Source organism: Dyadobacter jiangsuensis, from assembly GCF_003014695.1.
In the GTDB taxonomy this organism is placed as follows: Bacteria; Bacteroidota; Bacteroidia; order Cytophagales; family Spirosomataceae; genus Dyadobacter; species Dyadobacter jiangsuensis.
The window spans coordinates 36,133-55,562 of record NZ_PYAS01000022.1 but is presented as its reverse complement, the minus strand read 5'-3'; the positions used below and the strand labels follow the sequence as shown (position 1 = coordinate 55,562).

Genomic DNA, 19,430 nt, shown 5'->3' with positions numbered 1-19,430 from the left:
TACGACAAAAAAGTAATACAAATTAGCCCAGATTCTCTCCCACGTCAATCGAATTAAGTTGAGAAATTTGCCGAAGAAATTTTAGGTCTACCTCCACAGTAAGATTTGTTATTTCGGGTATACAATCCAGAAGTTTTTATTACGCTATACCACACTATATCATTTACATTCTACAATTCCATGGGCTACAGGTTAGATCTGTGTGCCGAGGTTTCATAAGTGGGGTTATAACAAAAGCACTCATGCCGGATAAATTACCTCATTCCGGCTACGTACGACTTTTCCAGGCAAAAAGCTATTGAATTGAAAGGCTGGCGGTAGATGTGTGTAGCAAAGCTGAAATTAATTTATTGATTTTTAAAATGCTGATTATGAATAAATAAAGGGAGAATAAGAGAAGAGTAAACCATTTATGGACAATTGAAAACTGTTTTATGAAACGAAATGTACAAGTTGCCGCCATCGCGCTTGCATCAGCGATGCTTGCCTGCTTTGGTGCGCGTGCGCAGACACCCGGAGGTGTTGCCCCGGCGGTCTGGTACCGGGCCGATGCGCCCGGCTCCGTATTCTCAGATGCTGGCTCTACTGCCGCATCCGACAACGCCACAGTCCAGCAATGGAATGAAGCGCGCGGGACAGGTAGCAACCTGATCCAGGCCACGGCGAGCGCACGGCCGGTTTTTTCCAATAGCTCCGCGTTGGCGAATTTTAACCCTACCGTCACGTTCGACGGCAGTAACGACTTTCTGCAATTCACTGCAGGTGCAGGTGTAAATGTGATCGACAGGGCCAATGGGAGTATTTATGCTGCCGGTTATGTGAACACACTGAAACAAAGTGGCTTCGCGGGGTTTCACGCATCGATGGATTATCCGGGCCTACATTTTTTTGGTAGCGAGAGGAACCTCCTGTTCTATACCGGTGGACCTGGTTACCAGGGAATCGGCAACTCTGGGGTGCGGACTGGCATGTTCTTCACAGCTGGTTCGGGTTGGCAGAACGGCGCTGGCACGAATGCATCATACGCCGCCGCGACGGTGTCGCTTAACGGTACGCGTACCGATTACAACGGCAGCCAGCTTTATAATGCCAATCTGAGCACCGGTGCGCGGGATTTCCGCATTGGTGCCGATAACAACTGTGGTGCTTTCAGTGGCCAGTTGAACGAGGTGATGGTGTTCGAAGACAAACTGACCGCCGATCAGATGGACCGCCTGGAAACCTACCTGGCCATTAAATATGGAACTACTTATACGAATGGAGCCCGCGATTATAAAAATTCGGCGGGTAACGTGGTGTGGAGCGCTACGACGAACGCCGGCTTGCAAAACAATATCGCCGGTATCGGCCGCGACGACAATGGCGCATTGCACCAGAAGCAGTCGTGGAGTACCAATCCGGGCCGGCAGGTGTTGATCGGAACGGGGGCGCTGGCAGGCAGCAATGCAGGCAATGCCGCGGGCCTCAACAACGGACAATTCCTGATCTGGGGAGATAACGGCCTGGCAAAGTCGCCGAACGTAGCCATCGCGGGTATCGGCGGCATCAGCCACCGGTTCGCGGCTATCTGGAAGGTTCAGAACTCGGGTAACGTGGGTACCGTACGCGTGGCGTGGGAGAAGGGCTTTTTGAATCTCAGCCTGATCCAAAGTGCGGATGTCTCGATCGATGCGTCAGACGTGGTGACGAGTATGGCAGCCAATGAGGTTACTATCAACGGGGTCGTGTACAATTACGCCGACGTGACATTGGGGAATGGCCAGTACTTCACATTTGCAGCCAAGGTTGCTGCACCAGGTGGCGTTTTCACGGATCTGAGGGTTTGGCTTAAATCCGACAAGGGTTTTACGCCGGGTGAATGGCAGGACCAATCGGGAAACTCTAACAGCTATACCCAAACAAACTCGGGTCGCCAGCCATTTACAGCAACAGCATCCTATAACTTCAACCCGATCATTGACTTCGGAACAACAGGGGCAGATGCTCGCTTTATGGTTGTTCCGGCGGGTAAGCCTTACTCGGCCAATGGCACCAATAGCTCGGTTTTTACGATTAATCTCGACCGCGGGGTGGGAGGATATGCGGATATACTTGGATTTGGCGCGACTACTACAACCGCGAACCTGATCAATGCTAATTTGCCGGTGTTCACCCGATTGGGAGTTAATGCGTTGGTCTATCCGTATGGGGATGCATCTCCGGCTCTATCCGCTGTGGTGGCTAACAGATTGTATTTGAATGACGTGTCCTATACGGTAGGAACCGCCGGCATTAAATATGGTCAGAATGGTACGACGGGTTCCAATACGCAGACGTTCGCAGCCGGATACGCCAAGCATGCCGACGGAAGTGTGCTGGGCTCTCAACCGGAAGTTAGAAACGGGCTGATAGGCGAGGTGATTGCCTATGAAAGGGATTTGACAGAACCGGAAAAGCAGCGTGTCAGAACTTACACTGCTATTAAATATGGTATTACTCTGCCACACAATTACATTGCCAGTGATGGAACCACCACCATTTGGAATCAAACGACCAATGCAGGCTACAATAAAAATATTGCGGGTATTGCCAGCGATGAAGGGAGCGCATTGGTTCAAAAGCAGTCGCAAAGTATCAATACAGGTAGCCAGGTTGTGATCGGCACAACGGGCTTGGCCGCCAGCAATGCATCAAATAACAATGCGCTGGCTACCGGTCAGTCGTTCGTTTGGGGCGATAACGGTCTTGGAAAAGTGCCTGCGGTAGCGATCAGCGGTGTTTCCGGGGTCAACTTCCGGTTTGCTTCGGTATGGAAAGTACAGAACACTTCGGGTGTCGGAACGGTAAGGGTAGCCTGGCCGGCAGGGTTGACCAACCTGACCTTGGTTCAGGGAGGTGATCCCACTTTTGCTTCCGTGGGATCGTCTACATTAATGACCTCGAACACGGTTTCATTGAACGGCGTAAGCTACAACTACGCGGACGTCACCCTGGCCGACGGACAGTATTTCACATTCGCCACACAATTGAACGGACCGGGCGGAGTTGCATTGAACCTGCGCGTATGGTTGCGCTCGGACGCAGGGTTTGCGCCGGGGGAATGGGCTGATTTGTCGGGTAATGCCAACAACTACACCCAAACCAACAACGACCGCCAGCCGTTTGTAGCCAGCAAACTGTACAACTTCAACCCTACTGTGGATTTTGGAACAACCGGTGCAGACGCGCGCTTTATGGTATTGCCTGCGGGTAAGCCATATACAGCCAATGGTACCGCCAGTACTTTGTTTACTGCATTTGTCAACCGTTCGGTGAGTGGTTATGCAGACATCATCGGTTTCGGAGGCACGACCACGGGGGCAGGTCTTACACAGGCCAACAACCCGGTGTATACGACTTTGGGTGCCAACCCGATTTTGTACCCATATTCCAACCCAGGTACGACCGTACAATCCAACAAACTGTACCTGAACGACGCATCTTTTACAATCGGATCGGGGGGTATCAAGTATGGCCAGAATGGTACAACCAACACGGTTAATACCAATTTCACCGCAGGAAACTCGCTACACAATAATGGTAGTGTGTTGGGATCTCAAGGAGAAGTGAGAAATGGTTTGATAGGGGAGGCGATCGCCTACGAGCGCGATCTGACCGAGCCTGAGAAGCAACGCGTGCGCAGCTACGTAGCGATCAAATATGGTATTACATTACCACACAATTACATCGCTGCCAATGGTACTACCACATTCTGGGATCAAACTGCCAATACCGGTTATAACAATAACATTGCAGGTATTGCCAGAGATGACCAGGGTTCATTGAACCAGAAGCAATCGTGGAGTATCAATACGTCGAAGGAGGTATTGGTCAGCACCACCGGCCTGGCCGACGATAATGCAAGCAATGCGGCCATGCTCAACGACCAGCAGTTCCTGGTTTGGGGAGATAATGGCCTGGCAAAAGCACCTGGGGTTTCATTCGGTACCATAGCTGGTTTACCTTATAACCGTTTCTCGGCGATCTGGAAAGTACAGAATACGGCATCGGTAGGAACCGTTCGCGTAGCCTGGGCGAAAGGGTATGCTAACCTGAAACTGGTTCAGAGTAGCGATGACGTGATCGATTTGTCGGATGCAGTTACGGAGATGTCGTCTACTGTAACCATTGGCGGCAAAGAATATGTTTATGCCGACGTAACACTTGCAAACGGTAGCTATTTTACTTTCGCAGCCTTTGTACAAGGCCCGGGAGGGGTTACCAACAAGCTCACGCATTGGTACAGAGCTGACTACAATGTGGAGTCGCTCGGTGACGGTACGGATGCATCTGAATGGGCCGACTTTAACGGCGGTGTGATCTCTACCCAATTGGGAGATGCCAACATGCCTAAGTTCAAAGCAGGGGCAGCTGAATACTTCAACTTTAACCCCGGCATTAATTTTACGGCTACGGACCAGAAATTGGGTAATATCACTGAAAGAACGCTCAGCTCGCTTGACTTCGATATTTTTACCGCAACAAAAGACGGACTGAGCGGTGGCCGGTTCTTCAACGTTGGTATGAACAACACCACGTTCAACGGCACGAACTGGGATCAACCAGGTCTGTATGCCAATAGCGCCATTGCGAGAAGAAATAATACGGGATCATTGCTCGTCAATGGTAACATAGGCGGTGGAAACCCGAATTTCTCGACAAACAGCCCGAGCATTATGTACCATACGTTTAAGGACGTCTCGGTAGCCAAGGGCCTCAACGGCGGTGCAGCAGGTACGCCTTACGTACATGGTGCAATCGGCGAGGTAACCGGCGGACATATGTTCGGTTCTAACGCCGGCGATGTTACATCAGGTGATGATGGCGGTTTTGTTGGTAACATCGGCGAGCTGATCATCTATGGCGCAGGGGCTGTATCGGCGACAGACCGCAATAAAGTAGATAGCTACCTTGCCCTCAAATACGGCGTAACGTTGGCTGCGGGTACAAACTATACTACGTCCACGGACGCTGTTGTATGGGATGCTACCGCCAACGCGGCTTACCACAACAACGTGGCAGGTATCGGTAACGACTTCCGTTCGGCATTGCACCAGAAGCAGAGCCGGAACCAGCACACCAATACGAACAATCAGGTAACGATCGGTTTGGGTGGTATTGCTGCAACGAACGGTGCAAATACCAACCAGTTGGCTGACGGCCAGTTCCTCATCTGGGGCGACAATGGCAATACCCAGGCCATGACCAACACGGCTAGCACGTACACGGCATTCGAGTACGAGGGCAGCATCAACAATGCCCGCCGCATGAACCGTATCTGGAAAGTGCAGAATACCAACGTAGCAGGTGAAACACTTATCCGTTTCCCGCAGGCTTCCGTAGGTACAACCACGCTGACCAACGACGCCTGCGCAGGGTATGTGATCCTGTTCGCGTCCGATGCGGCATTCTCGGCTAACGTTACGGCTGTTCCGCTGACAGTGAATGGTACCGATTACGAAGCTACCCACAGCTTCCCGAATGGGGCAAGCTACTTCACCTTCGGTAAGGTGACGCCTATTACGACCGGTGCCGTTTACCTGCCGGCAGTGGTCGAGGAAACCACCGAGTACAGCGACAACTGCGGTACCGGCGCGTGGACCTACTTCCGCAACAGTGCCGACAATTCGCTGAAGCTGCTCGCTACCTCAGGCCTGGCTGCCGACGTACTGAACAACCTCACGGTGAAAATCACTCCGGAAGGCGTAACCTACTCCGACGCTGCCAGAACGACCAGTCTTATGCCGCGCATTACCATGGTGACCAACGGCTCATCCACCGCAGTCACAAGTGCAAAGGTGCGTGTCTATTACAGCGCCACCGAAATGGCAGCTACGCAGCTTCCGGGCGCCCAGGTGAATGGTTGGTTCAAGTATGAAGGAACTGCCGAAGATGTGATCGCGAATGTGTATGGTTCAGGGGTACTCGATGCATCCAAAGCGGTACAGCTCACGCCTGACGCAAGCGGCGTGGAAGACGGCGTAAACTACGTGGAATTCCACAACATTACTTCTTTCTCATCATTCGTGTACGTATCGACCACCGCCGAATCAGCTCTGCCTGTAACGCTTACTTACTTCAAGGCAGCGAAAGAAGGCGGCACCGCCAACCTTGCCTGGGCCACTACCGAAGAAGTGAATAACAAAGGCTTCGAGATCCAGCGCAGCTCAAATGCACGCGACTGGAAGGCGATCGGCTTTGTTGCGAACCAGACCGAAGGCGGTAACAGCAAAGGCGCGTTGTCGTACGATTTCAAAGACGCATCGCCATTGGCAGGTACCAACTACTACCGCCTGAAACAAATTGATTTCGATGGCAAATTCATGTACAGCTCGGCGGCTGCATTACAATTCGACGGTGCCAAAGGCACATTGTCTGTATATCCTAACCCAGCAGTGGATGGAAGGTTAACGCTCAGCCTGCCGCAAGCCGGCGAATACAAGCTGTCGATCTTCAATGTATCCGGAGTCCAGGTGTTGAATGCGAATCAGTCAAGTAACATCATCGACATCCGGAGCCTGCCCTCCGGCGTGTACGTATTGCGTGTAATGTATGAAAACGGCCAAGCGCACAGCAAAACTTTTGTTGTAAAATAACAGGGCGTATACATATAAGGTGAAAGCAAAAACAGGATCCGGAATTCCGGATCCTGTTTTTTATGAATATATAGCAATCAGGAATGTCAATCTTTTTATTATTGGGATAAAACGACCTGTAGGAAGAGCGAAAAATAGATCCTGCAAGTAGTAAAAGAAGGGCGCGATATACTGAGACGGCAATTAGTGCGGCCACTTCAGCAATAAAGTCGATTGTATTTTGAGATTTCAGAATGACGGATGGTTACCCGTTTGAACTGGCTTCCGCAATATTTGTCGTCCTGTTCATTGTTGTAGGTATCGACAACCTCTGCAACGGCGTCTGTAATGCTCACTTCTCTACGGCCAAGGAAATGGCAGTAGTCAATCTGACTTGGGCAGCCGCAGAAGAGTTGAACGAAAGCTTCGAGATTAAGTGCCGATTCACGCAAATGGGAAATCGTAGAATTTGCAGAAAATCACGCGAGAGGGGATTGGATAAATAGCCGAGAATCCGATGTTGTGTTAAGCCTAAACAGAATCTAGATTTTCGGATGCAGTTTTTTAGTGCCCGCAAAGTTATCCCCGCAGATTGACAAGAAAATAATCCACTCTTTCGGCAGCAGTTGCCCATTTTTATCTGGCAGCAATGCGGTAGTTAAAAGTTTTATTGGACATTAAACTTTTAAGCAGAACCTTCGCGGCGAAAGGAACGAAGCTTGCTATCCGTTATAATACAGTGGAAACCCTGCCGGATGCGGAGAAAACGTTGGCCGACGTACTGGCCGCCGGAGCGGAGGCCTTCCTGTTTCAAGCGGATCTGACTGATGTTGGCAATATTGCCCGACTTTTTGACGAAACAATCGGCCGCTTCGGAGCAGTTGACATTGCCATCAATACTGTGGGGAAAGTTTTGAAGAAGCCATTTGTTGAGACAACCGAAGCAGAGTACGACAGCATGAGCGAAATCACTTCGAAGGTTGCCTACTTTTTTATCCAGTAAGCAGGCAAGAAGCTCAGCGACAACGGTAAGATTTGTACTGTGGTAACCTAACTGCTAGCGGCGTACACGGGTCTTTTTCGACCTATGAAGGTATGAAAGCACCGGTTGAGCATTTCACACGCGCCGCCTCCAAGCAGTTTGGAGGCCGGGGGATTTGCGTAACGGCAGTCGCTCCAGGGCCTATGGATACCTCGTTCTTCTGCGGCCAGGAAAGTCCCGATGCCGTTGCATATCACAAGTCGGCAGCTGCATTGGGCGGACTTACCGATATTAAAGACATTGCCCCGCTGATCGAGTTTCTTGTTACGGAAGGCTGGTGGATTACCGGACAGACAATCTTCGCAAACGGAGGTTATACAACGCGCTAGTATCCAGGGTGATACAGAGTTTTTATCAATACTGATTTTTGGCAGGCCACGCGAGTTTCGTCCCGGCCTGCCGCTGTTTGTTTATGTTGCAAACAAGGGGCGGCGGACATCGGCGTCAACCCCGGTAGACACATTGATTTGTAACAACTACCCAATCAATTTACATGCCATACATCTGCTGCATTTATTTCAGCCTTCTTTCTACGATGATCGGATCTGGTCAACACATGAATAATGGTTCAAACCTTTTATTTGTAAGGCACATTCCGTCGAGGAGGCGGGGTGTTTTTTTTGCTCTCAAACAGGTTCCTTTATCCACAAAACAGTTTATCTTCATGGCAGCCCCCCTAAAAAAAGCTGTTTACATCACCGGAGGACAAACGATCCGTTTGAACTATCACAATGACTGTAAAAAAACTAAGGGATTTGAAATGTATTTTTCTGCTGCTGATTATAGCATTATATTATTTGCCAAGCAACGGAAAGTGATCGATAAGCAAACAATCGGATACCGGGGAAGTCTGCTTGTTCGCTGTGGGCGGCAAAAATATCGATATGCTGTGCATGGTGTCCATGTAAGTTGAAAAGGCCAACTGGCGACCCTTAGTTTTACATTTTTCGAACAAATGTGACATGCCTGCATAATGACTCTTTTATATACTAGCTGGCTTCCGTATTTTGTACTGGACACCAAAGTCGTAACGACAGGAAGCATCGTGATTTCGGATTGTTTATCGCTGGCGTCCGAGGGCGAGAGTACTCTGCCTGCATCGGTGAAGTGAAAATGCAGTGAATTAGCGATTAACTGTAATTTTTTTGCGATCGGTTTTCAAGCGTTCATTTCAGCCGAAAACTTCTCAGACTTACTGCTTGTACTATCAGCCCGCTTTCGCAGCGGTGTTCGACTACTTTGTCATCATTATCGTCATACATTTCCAACTATAGTGAAAGCGCAGTGAACGCTTTTCCGAAGTTCCCGAACTCTGCTCTAATATTTTTTCCGGACATCAACATCGAAGCCAGTTCCTATCTGAAATCAGCATCATAACTTTTTCGGGATTTTATCCCAGTTCGGTTTTTCATTGCCTTCCAGGTTGAGCAAGAATGTGTACTGCTTTTTAGAGGATTCACCTAAAAGCGTGCCACTGGTGATAGTGAAGCCAAAGACATGAGAAAGGGTGCAATAATCGTTCTTGCACCCTTTCTATTTTACGGGCTTTGCATTACTTCTCTACTGCGCTTACTTCACGAAGAAAGTACAGGTTTGCGTTTCTCCACTGGCTGAGATGATCCGTAAAATGTACATTCCTCTGGCTAATCCGCGTACGTCGAGCTGGCGCTGGTTTTCCAGACGAAGTTGCATGACGCGGGTTCCGGCAAGGTTATTAACTTCTATCCTGTATGAACTCGCCCCCGAAGGACCGATCGTAAGTTTGCCGTCTACGACCGGATTAGGGTAAACAAGGAGCTGATCGCCACCGTCCAACCGGAGCGACCGGATTTGGCTGTACGCAAATGTTCCGTCGTTGTCGACCATCTTCAAACGATAATAGCTTACTCCTTTGTGCACCGAGGCGTCCGTAAAGTCATAGTCAAGTCGGCTGGTACTGCCTGTTTCAGATGATTTTGATGCTACAAAACCTATTTTGGTCCAGTTAGATGCGTTGGTGCTGCGCTCGATTTCGAAGCCCCTGCTATTTTCCTCGCTGGTGGTGGCCCATGCCAGGTGCGCGGCGTTTTTCTCAGCGGAAGCTTCGAAGCTGATCAGCGTCACAGGCAATGCAGATTCGGTTGCAATGCTGTAAGCCACAGGGGAACTGGTTGCGCCCGCTGCGTCCGTCATCGAGTAGGTAAAACCAAATTCGTTTCCGGCGGTACCACTTCCTACTTGCCCATAGACCACCAGGCTGTTCACATTGAAATCGGGGATCGTAACCGGGCCGCCGGATACGTCAATCTGCTGAATGCCGGTCACTCCGCCGAAGTCGTAGTACACCAGGGTATTCGCGTTGATGGAGTGAATGGTAAATGTGGTAGAAGTTCCGGTAGCACAAGTACCTGCTGCCGCACAATCTTCTGCATCCGAACCTGAAAGCGAACCACCGGTCGGATAGCCGGTCAGACTCGATGATGATGCCGGGATAGACTGATAACCCGCTTCCACTGGAAACGCCGCCTGAGGTGTCGCGCTAAATGCGACATTAGGAACAGTATAACTCTTTGGATCCGCCACTGGTGGGGTCTGGATGCCAAAATTAACGGGATCCAAAGTAGTTGTAGTCGCCGGAAGCGCATTCAGGCTTCCCAGATTAATGGTTCCGGTATTATTGGAAGGTGTAACGGAAGTAGTTCCGCCCCGGTTGGTGCCGGTGTACTCGTAGCCATTCAGTGGCGTATCCGCAGCGGTAACAGTGTCGCCGATATTCCGGCTGCCGTTCGTCAGCACCACCGAATAATCTCCGATGCTGGTCAGCAAGCCAGTGCGTACCTCGATGTTATAAGAACCATCGGCTGCTACTTCCACCGATGCTACCACCTTGCCCTGCGGGTCGATCAGGTTGGCCCATAAGCCGTTCGCAGTTCCGCTTTCCGTACCGTCCACAATCGCATCACCGTTCGCGTCTATCCAGACGTTGCCCGGGATGCTTATCATCCGTTCCACATTGACGAGCTGGTTTACGACCACGGCACCGCAGGTAGCACTGTTGATAATATAATTAACCCGCAATGTACCAGCCGATGGAATGCTGGCTATCCCGGTGACAGGGTCGATGGTAGCACCTGCAGCCGTAGTAAGGCTGGCATCGATGGCGTAAGTGCCTCCGGATGGCGCTCCTACGAATGTAACCGAACTGCCGGAGAGGAAAGGCCCTGATGAAGACACCGTTAAGCTGGCGTCGGTCGTGACAGCCCCGCACACCTGTACGGCGCTGGTGCGGAAGTGCACGGTATTGTCGGTAACATCGGTATCGATATTGTCGCCCATACTGCCATGGATGCGGTGACCTATATAGCCAAAGTCGTCTTCGCATTCACGCAGCATCATGGTAGTGTGCCCCCCTGATTCAAGCGAGATGATTCCGGAATTTGCATAACCTGCTTCAAAGCTGACCGGCTCTCCCGGATCCACGGGGGTAGAGCCGCTCACACTCCCATGCACGCCTCTTCCAAGGGCATAACCACTTTCCTGCCCCCAGTTAAATATCTTTTGGCCGTTGGTCAACACATTAATAAAACTGAAAAGCCCGTCATGTTCCTGGGGTGATATCCATTTGATATCATTCATGACCGGTCCCGAGGCCGAGGTATAGCGTGGTTGTGTCCAGGCGGTAGGTTGATTTGCATTGGTGGGGTCCCAGTTTCCGAGCTGTTTCCTGTCGTTCCCCCCCAGGGCGAACAAGCTGCCATCCTCGTAAAGTACGTAATAAGTGATGGTGTTGGTAGACGCAATGGTCGCGCCAATCATCTTAATTTTCGCCCCGGCGACGGCAGGCGGTAAAGTCAAGGGAACAGCTCTTGTCCGGTTCGCGCTCGTGGCGGCTATGCCATCCCAGGATCCTGCACCATAAGCCCACAAGCCACCGGAATTATCTAAGGCAACTACCCCGGCACGCGTGCCCCTTGCAGCGACGATATCCGTGAGATCACCTCCTGACTGCTTTTGCACTACATTCCAGGACAAATTATTACCACCATTTACCCCCCGAACCCACGCGCTTTGAGACAGGGTGTATACCCTTCCGTCACCGCAGGTGGTGATCATGATCGAACCGGAGGTAACAAACATCATTTTAACATTTGCGGCGGTAATCCCTGCCGGAAGGCCGATGGATAGTTGCTGGAACGGAGTGACATTCACTGCTGGCTGTCCGGTTTCCACAATTACATTATTGACATTAGTCGTCAAAGCTGCATCCACGACGGCCCCTGCCCGGCCCCATACCCAAAGTTTGTTATCGCTGGTAAGCAACACGTACTGCACATTGTTGCGGCTTGACGTACCGACGCCCATTTTTAACGGAGTACCCGTAAGTCCGGGATAGTTGGTTGCATTTACTTCCGTCGGAATAAGGTGGGCACCTGCACCATCCGCCTTCGAGAGTTCCCCCCATACTTTGAAAGAACCGTCGATATCCCTCACCGCCGACGAGTGCCAGCCCGAAACGTAGTTGTCGTATTCGAGATTCGAAGCGACCGTAGACGCATAACCGAAATTACCGTAATCCTGACAACCGGATGCACTATAACAGCCCAATTGGGCAAATAATGAATGATTGACCGAAAGCAGCAGGAACCAAAGAAGCCCTCTGGTTAGTACCGTAAAGTTTGATTTCATGCCTAAAAGATTAAGTGATATAAGAAGTATTGCGCCTGAGCGCAAATGAGATAATGGAAAGTAACGGTTTTTTTGTCACACAGATGGGTGAAAAATCTGTCAATTTGGTGGGATTAATTTACCACAGGGGATTTTCTTTGCGGCAGGCTGAATATTCTTTTCCCGTTTACTGAGGAATCAGGTCTTCTTTTCAGTTGCTGGGGCGTTACGCAAGCGCGGCTAGACTTTTTAAGAATCGGGATGTTGGCCATTTTTGAGAATAAATGCCTCGTCACCAACGCCCATCCAGATATTTCGCTTCGAGTGTTCAATACACTGTGAGCGGAGCTGACAGACTTGTAGTTTCTGAACCTGCCCGTATGGTATGTCACATAATAATGCTCTGAAAGTGCCTATCAGCCAAAGCCGGCCGTACGAATTCTCCAGAATGTCGGGCATCCCGCCATTGTCCAACTCCTTGTCCCTTCCTCTGGCCGCGGTAGAATAATGGCAATAACTTCCTGAATCAAGGTTAAAGCTCATCAGCAAGGTGTTTCCCACCGACCAGAGCGTGCTGTTCCCATCAATGTAAAATTGACAATAGTCGGAGGAGGGTCGAAAGATCTGGTCTGCACATCCATGATATCAAACAGGAGCGACGTTTTCTGGTCCTTCCCGATCACCCAAAGCTTACCGTCCCTGCTATTACCCCCATGAATTGGCATAGGGAACATAGGAAATGCCGTTCACTGAAAAAGGCCAGGAAAGCAAACGTGGAGCATTCTGGTAGAAATTGCTGACGCCCAAATAGTAAGCTCCGAGCCAAACTCCACCCTGCCGATCCGAGCACATGGTTTGAATGTAATTATCGGCCCGATTATATAAATTGCTAGGAGTTGAGCTCTGGACCAGTAGGGGACTGGTCGGTGAACCCGGGCGCCATTACAACAAAGTGCCAGGGGCTAGCATCAAGAGAAGCTCCGTTCTGCGAAGATGAGACATGAGCGCTTGTCTGCGGGAGTGTGCCCCTATTTCATTTTTGCGTTCTGATATTCAGGTTCGACATAGCCACCAGGTACGTAGCGGGCAGTATCGTTAGTGTGCCAGGCGTATACGCCTTGTATCATAATGCCTATGGCGTGTACATAATCATAGGCCAGATGCTGCCATTGCCCGAAATTGGGTAGATTCTCATGTAAAATCAAAAACTCTTTCAGAAGTTTGTCATGATAATCCATCGCCATCGCGTAAGCATCCTTCCAAGAGAGGCCATGCCCCTTCTGCAAGACTTTTACGATATTGATTACATCACCCTCTCTTTTCATTTCTTTGGGTAGTGAAACGATATCGTTATGTATGCCAATCATCAGGGCCGCCAATGTATGCAACCTCAAAATATGGGTATGTTCTAATACCGTATCTGGCAAGTTGCGAAAATCTTTTTGCATCGCAACGTATTTACAAAACGGCAGACCTCCACTGGTATCTTCACGAAGTACTAAATAGACCGGCCATGTCGGGATTGTGTTAGTTGACATGTACCGTTTTTCATCCTGATAACCGGTAAGCAGGTTCCCAACACTGGTTAAGAACTTATCAAACAATCGCTGGGGCATCCCACACTGGATAGCTCGGCTCCTGAGCAAATAGAACTGGCGAAATATACCGTGATCAGCAGGCTCCTTACTATCTTCGCCAGTCAACAATGCCATAATCCTTTCTCTCACGGCACACATCTGCTCATAGCTGCAATGGTCGAAATAATCATCCATCATAGCTCCGTTTGCCGCAAAACTAGCGATCGGGAACAACTCATCTAAGGTTTTCAACAGTGGCAAACCACGGGCCGCAATATCGGTCAGCAAATGACTCTTATGCTTCTGCCGGGCATTTTCGGAGTGGAATGCATAGTCGATATCGATCCAATTCCAATAAATCTCTCGCATTTGTTGTGCATATGGGCTGATAAGATTGGGGAAGGGATAACTTGGGCGCGGCATATTTTTAAATTGGCCGTAGAATTCTTCTTCATTGGTAGTCATACTAGATAAGGTTTAAATTATGAATGCATCACATTCCAATGGTCTACCAGGTGTCGGGATATCATTAAGGGACACACGAGTGCAAAATATCCGTACTACCAGCTGGTTTTCAAATTTGACGTGAAATGGGGCAGATTCATCAGTCAGGCAGTAAATCACCTGTTCATTTTGGAAAGAATAGGGCTGACAAGAGCGCCGTAGATTTAAACTGCCTGTCAGCCCTTACATCTCGGGTCGATCAAGGCGTTGTCAAGAGTGCATCTGTTGACTCGGATTCCTGACGTGCCTCTAGCAGAACACCCAGGTAATGCAGGTAAGCATCCAATAATTTCTTGTCAAAAACTGGCTCCTGAATACCGCTGCCTTCCAGAAATGTTTTGGTCTGCGCATTATCCCAGATATAGGTATTCTGATATAACTCGACGGTCGATAAGCCTTCGTACATATTGTCCTTGAACAGACTGGTGAGCGGATACAGTTCGCATGTGCTGTCGTTTTCCCACTGCGCACGCCATTCCAGGTAAGGCAATGGTTGCAATGTGACCGTATAGTATTTTTGAAGTAATAAGAAGAACTGTTTAAGGGTAAGATTCTCGGAAGGCGAAGCAATCAAATTGAACTTCAGTCCCAGGCAGTCTGGGTTACCAGTGATGTGTACGACAGATTCAGCTATATAATCTACCGTGATCAGACCTTCCCTAAGCTCGATCAGGTCCGGGTAGCTGTTGTACCTGAGACACACTTTTACCAGATTGGACCACCATTGGTAGGGCGCGAATGCACCTGTTGTGCTGTGACAGATCGCATACCCCAGTCGATAGGTAACCACGGGTAGGCCTTCAGACGCGGCTAAGTCCGCAATTGCTTCCATCACATACTTACTTCTTACGTACCCAATATCTTTGCTGACCGACAGAATGTTCTGTTTGATATCATCCTGCTCGGTCATCACCGTCTTGTGCGTAAATTTGTGTCCCCAGCTATATACAGATATGGTGGACATGAGCGCAAGGCATTTAAGTCTGATGTTTCCAGCGAATTTAATGATCCGACGAAGGCCATCTACGTTTGGTACTTTGTTATAAGAGTAAGGTTCTATAAAGTTGACTGAGCTCGCTGAATGATAGATAATGTCGATCGATCCGGAAAGCTCGTCATAGTGGTCCCTGGGAAGGCCCATTTCGGGTTGTGTAAGGTCTCCGACAACCGGGATAATCCTTGTTTTGAGCCCTTCGTCAATGGTAAGGTTGAATTTATTTATTGTCCCGTCGATTTTCATCCAGGCATCGAAGGTATTTCTGGCTCTGATAAGGCAATGGATAACAGCATCAGTCCTGACCAACAATTCATGCAGCAAATGGATACCCACAAATCCTGTAATTCCGGTCAGAAAAACGTGATGCGGGTTTTTCAAAACACTTCTGTCAAAAGTCCCATGGATAACCGTGCCGGGCGCCAGGTATACATCATTCTGGAGTTCTGTCACCGGTTCTGCATCTTCCAGTGGGATATTTGCGGTGACTTCCTTTCGTTTGCTCAGCATAGCTGCAAGTGCCTCTATCGTAGGAAACTGGTAAATATCCCTCAGATATACTTTTACTTTTAGCATCTTAGAGATATCCGCGGCCGCAACTGCCACAAGCAGGGAATCGCCGCCAATATCAAAGAAATTGTCGGTGATGTCAACGGCCGCCCGGTCGAGCAGTTCGCTCCATATACAGGCAATGCACTCTTGCATTTTTGATGCTGGCCCTGCTATGAGACCATCGACGGAAATATCCCGTAATTGCATCTCATGCAACCTGCGCGTATCTGTTTTACCGTTGGTATTCAGAGGCATTTTGTCCAGAAATGCAAAATGAGTAGGGATCATATAACCGGGCAACTCCTCCTTAAGGTATTGACGGATAGCCTTTGCCGCCGCCTTCTCATCGGAAATAAGTTCTCCGGGTGCCGGTACAATGAATGCGATCAGCATTTTGTTTTGCCTGCTGTTCTCCTTGGCGATCACCGCCGCTGCCCCGACATGAGGTGCTTTCAGCAATACCGTTTCCACTTCCCCCAGTTCGATACGATAACCCTTGATCTTTACCTGATTATCGATCCTGCCGATGAATTCGATATCGCCATCCGGCAGCCAGCGGGCAAGATCGCCCGTTTTGTAGAGCTTTTCATTTGCTCTGAACGGGTTGTCGATAAATTTCCCGGCGGTAAGTTCCGGGTTGTTCCAGTAGCCTTTTGCCAGGCATACTCCACCAATACAAAGCTCACCGATCTGGCCGGCAGGAAGTGGCTGCATTTGTGGGTTTACAATGTGTGCCTGGATGTTAGCCAGGGGCTTTCCAATGGTCGAAACATATGCACCTTCTGGACGGTTTACCTTGGCGTAGGTGGCAAAAACGGTACATTCGGTTGGGCCGTAGTAGTCGATCAGGTTGTAGGAGATACGCTTTGTGTCAACGGGTTTTAGTTTTTCACCACCTGTAAAAAGATAAGATAAAGAAAGCTTTCTGGCTGTTGTATTGAGGACAATATCGGGGACCAGAACGGTTGGTGCAAAGCCGTGGGTAATACTGTGACGCTCATAATAGTCGAGCAGCCCATCTGCGTTTGTCCGCTCTTCGTTGTTGGCGATATACAATGCGGATCCTGCTGCCAATGAAGACCATATCTCCCAAACGGCGATATCAAAACTTGTACCAGCGACAAAACTGAGCCGGCTTTCGGCTGTAACGCCGAAATGGACATTATGCCAGCCAACCAAATTCTGTATTGAACCGTGTGCTACCATTACTCCTTTGGGATTTCCGGTCGACCCTGAAGTATAGATAACATATGCAAGATCTTCCGGTAGCACCGCTACGTTGACAGGTCCGATGGCTTGCTGTTGAACATCCTGGTCAGTCAATGTAATAGCCCGGCTGTTTTGCGGCAAAAAAGTCTTGTGATAATGGTCGGTGATCACCAATTGTCCTCCGGCGTCGGACAGAATATAAGCCAGCCTGTTGGGAGGATAGGCCTGGTCCACCGGAACGTAAGCAGCACCTGCCTTTAAAACCCCTATAATGGACACAATCAAGTCGACGGAGCGATCGAGCCATATAGGTATCAGTGATGACCGGCCGACGCCTGCGGCCAGCAGACAATGGGCGATCTTGTTGCTGGCTACGTCGAGTTGACTGAATGTAATGCTGGTGCCATCACTGGCCACTGCTGTCCTTTCCGGATGCTTCCTGACAGAATTGGTGAATAAATCGAGTAAAGTGCTGTCCCGCCCATAAAGCAAGGCAGCATTGGTCTGTTTGTTGTCCATGAAATAGCATGATAAAATTTGGTTGATAATGTGAATTGGTGAGAAATCCAGGAGAAAATCATGTTCCCTACAAAAAAAGTGAAATTACGTCTCGAATCCATCTAATTCATTGTCGAATTATTTCAATTTTAATGGTAGAATTATTTATTAATTACTAATAGTGTCGATGAAATTAACCAGCCCCAATTCGTTTGTTCGGGGTATCTCCTGCCGGGCCCGACTGCAATCGTAATCCGCCATGCCAATTTGGTGATCAGGCGCTTTGACAGGATGTAGACGAGCTTGATTGAGGGATCAAGTACTTATGGGATATGCCGACAAGTGGTAGAGACTGCTGCGGTGGACTGCAATAATCTGGTTGATGCCATCACGCCGTTTGCGTTAAGGGAAGGTATTTGTACTCAGGCTCCCATCAAGCGGCAGAAGTGACCGCTGCTGTGTATTCCCTTATTGCCTCCTGCATGAAAATGGTGTTGATGATTGGAAACTACGGTGCCAATGACCACTAAATCTTCCTTTCAGCAGTTGGTTGAACAAGATCCAAGAATTCGGATTACTGATCAATCTGCCACGGAACGGGGCGAAGTATTGCACCGAATTCTCCATGGACAGGCACATACTGAACTGGAAACGTCATTGTCATACGGTTTTAGGAAAGATTAAGCGCCTGACCATCTTTGAACAATATAAATGTTAGGCACAACTATCGAATTTTTAGACAGATTTTTTGGCTTAGGAGGCAGGATGCACCTGTTTTCAACTCTTGACTTTTTTGTAGATCAAACGGCCGGACTAAGCTTCCCAATTTTTAACTCGACTGCAAATGGCTCGAAAAGTACTGATCGTCACCGGTGACGGTGGTGACCGTTAAGAGCACTTTATACCGTGCACCACTCCCAGGAAGCGTGCGTTTCCATGAAGACTGCCGCTCCCGTCAGACGCCGCCTTAACTTCTTAATGCACGATATTGAACCGGGTTGCGATACATATGTTGAGCGGCCAGGCTATTGTCTAAACGCAGATTTAAGGATTAGCGAAGTGGCGACAGGCGACTATGATATCATACTCTTGTTTGGCGGCCGTGCTCCCGAATACCTGCGCAACCACGTAGCGCTGTTGGAGATAGTGCGCGATTTTGACCCGGGAGGCAAATGGGTGTTGGCCGTCTTCCACGGTATCCAGATTTTGGTAACAGCCGGATGAGCCGATAACCGAACATTAACGACCTATGGACATGTACGTGCAGAAATCGAGATGGGGATGGCTCATATTCTACCCGGCAGGCCGTTCGAGATGAAAATATCATAACCGGACAAGCTAGGCAGTCACACCTGGAGTTTTACCAGGAAATCTTTGCATGTTTCAACCAGGTTTCAACAAATGTCGCTTCCGACAATTGATCAACAATTCTGGCTTTTCTCTCGCACTCATAGCTCACTATTTTTGAAATTCATAAATAACACTCTCAGACCAACTTAAGCTTTAATGTTACTTGTTCGTAAACACCGGCAGGTGGCTTGCTGCCCCGTCATCCCTGATAGGCTGAATCTGATTAAGCAGTTCCATATCGTTCTGGCTGATTTTGAAGCCGACGTCCGCATTACTTTTCATGTGTGCGGGGTTGGCGGTTTTGGGTAATGGCAACAGATCCAGTTCCAAAGGATAGCGGATACCCAGTTGCACGATCGAAACATAATATTTGTCTGCAATCGCCTGCATCTCTTCGTTTTAAGCAGCTCTCCATGGCCGATCGGAGAATGGGCTTGGACGAGGATGTCTTGCTGTTTACAATATTT

Annotated in this window: 10 protein-coding genes; 5 read left to right on the top strand and 5 right to left on the bottom strand. The window is 49.3% G+C overall.

Going from position 1 to position 19,430, the window contains the following annotated elements; translation table 11 throughout:
* Positions 1–434 precede the first annotated feature (434 nt).
* From CLV60_RS31035 to CLV60_RS31020, 4 genes are all read left to right on the top strand, one after another.
* On the top strand, positions 435–6,614 hold the full coding sequence (locus tag CLV60_RS31035; RefSeq protein ID WP_106599296.1) for a T9SS type A sorting domain-containing protein: 6,180 nt from the start codon (positions 435–437) through the stop codon (positions 6,612–6,614).
* Positions 6,615–7,263: 649 nt separating this feature from the next.
* Positions 7,264–7,596 (top strand): SDR family oxidoreductase, encoded by a 333-nt coding sequence (locus tag CLV60_RS34885; protein WP_262510584.1) that lies wholly within the window; start codon positions 7,264–7,266, stop codon positions 7,594–7,596.
* Positions 7,597–7,688: 92 nt separating this feature from the next.
* The gene (locus tag CLV60_RS34880; RefSeq protein ID WP_262510583.1) at positions 7,689–7,964 is read left to right on the top strand and encodes an SDR family oxidoreductase; all 276 of its coding nucleotides are present in this window, start codon (positions 7,689–7,691) and stop codon (positions 7,962–7,964) included.
* Between the two features lie 335 nt (positions 7,965–8,299).
* Positions 8,300–8,548, top strand: coding sequence for a hypothetical protein (locus tag CLV60_RS31020; protein ID WP_106599294.1), 249 nt, complete (start codon positions 8,300–8,302; stop codon positions 8,546–8,548).
* A gap of 656 nt (positions 8,549–9,204) precedes the next feature.
* Here the strand turns inward: CLV60_RS31020 and CLV60_RS31015 are convergent.
* From CLV60_RS31015 to CLV60_RS31000, 4 genes are all read right to left on the bottom strand, one after another.
* A complete protein-coding gene (locus tag CLV60_RS31015; protein ID WP_106599293.1) occupies positions 9,205–12,300 on the bottom strand; it encodes a T9SS type A sorting domain-containing protein in 3,096 nt (1,031 codons plus the stop codon).
* Positions 12,301–12,528: 228 nt separating this feature from the next.
* Complete coding sequence (locus CLV60_RS31010) at positions 12,529–12,822, bottom strand: hypothetical protein (RefSeq protein ID WP_106599292.1); 294 nt, start codon at positions 12,820–12,822, stop codon at positions 12,529–12,531.
* A 485-nt stretch (positions 12,823–13,307) separates the two neighbouring features.
* Positions 13,308–14,321 (bottom strand): terpene synthase family protein, encoded by a 1,014-nt coding sequence (locus tag CLV60_RS31005; RefSeq protein WP_106599291.1) that lies wholly within the window; start codon positions 14,319–14,321, stop codon positions 13,308–13,310.
* 238 nt (positions 14,322–14,559) lie between these two features.
* Positions 14,560–17,634, bottom strand: coding sequence for a non-ribosomal peptide synthetase family protein (locus CLV60_RS31000; RefSeq protein ID WP_106599290.1), 3,075 nt, complete (start codon positions 17,632–17,634; stop codon positions 14,560–14,562).
* Positions 17,635–18,549: 915 nt separating this feature from the next.
* On the opposite strand from CLV60_RS31000, the gene CLV60_RS34805 reads away from it, so the two are divergent.
* Entirely contained in the window at positions 18,550–18,837 is a 288-nt protein-coding gene (locus CLV60_RS34805; protein ID WP_310589409.1) for a DJ-1/PfpI family protein, read from the top strand.
* Between the two features lie 285 nt (positions 18,838–19,122).
* On the opposite strand, the gene CLV60_RS30990 is transcribed toward CLV60_RS34805, so the two are convergent.
* Entirely contained in the window at positions 19,123–19,353 is a 231-nt protein-coding gene (locus CLV60_RS30990; RefSeq protein WP_170118913.1) for an aldo-keto reductase family protein, read from the bottom strand.
* Positions 19,354–19,430: the final 77 nt, after the last annotated feature.

Excerpts from the sequence above, each read along its gene's own strand:
- CLV60_RS31005 (WP_106599291.1), bottom strand. The coding sequence starts at position 14,321 with ATGACTACCAATGAAGAAGAATTCTACGGCCAATTTAAAAATATGCCG.
- CLV60_RS30990 (WP_170118913.1), bottom strand. The coding sequence starts at position 19,353 with ATGCAGGCGATTGCAGACAAATATTATGTTTCGATCGTGCAACTGGGT.
- CLV60_RS31015 (WP_106599293.1), bottom strand. The coding sequence starts at position 12,300 with ATGAAATCAAACTTTACGGTACTAACCAGAGGGCTTCTTTGGTTCCTG.
- CLV60_RS31000 (WP_106599290.1), bottom strand. The coding sequence starts at position 17,634 with ATGGACAACAAACAGACCAATGCTGCCTTGCTTTATGGGCGGGACAGC.
- CLV60_RS34880 (WP_262510583.1), top strand. The coding sequence starts at position 7,689 with ATGAAAGCACCGGTTGAGCATTTCACACGCGCCGCCTCCAAGCAGTTT.
- CLV60_RS34805 (WP_310589409.1), top strand. The coding sequence starts at position 18,550 with ATGAAGACTGCCGCTCCCGTCAGACGCCGCCTTAACTTCTTAATGCAC.
- CLV60_RS31010 (WP_106599292.1), bottom strand. The coding sequence starts at position 12,822 with ATGAGCTTTAACCTTGATTCAGGAAGTTATTGCCATTATTCTACCGCG.
- CLV60_RS31035 (WP_106599296.1), top strand. The coding sequence starts at position 435 with ATGAAACGAAATGTACAAGTTGCCGCCATCGCGCTTGCATCAGCGATG.
- CLV60_RS31020 (WP_106599294.1), top strand. The coding sequence starts at position 8,300 with ATGGCAGCCCCCCTAAAAAAAGCTGTTTACATCACCGGAGGACAAACG.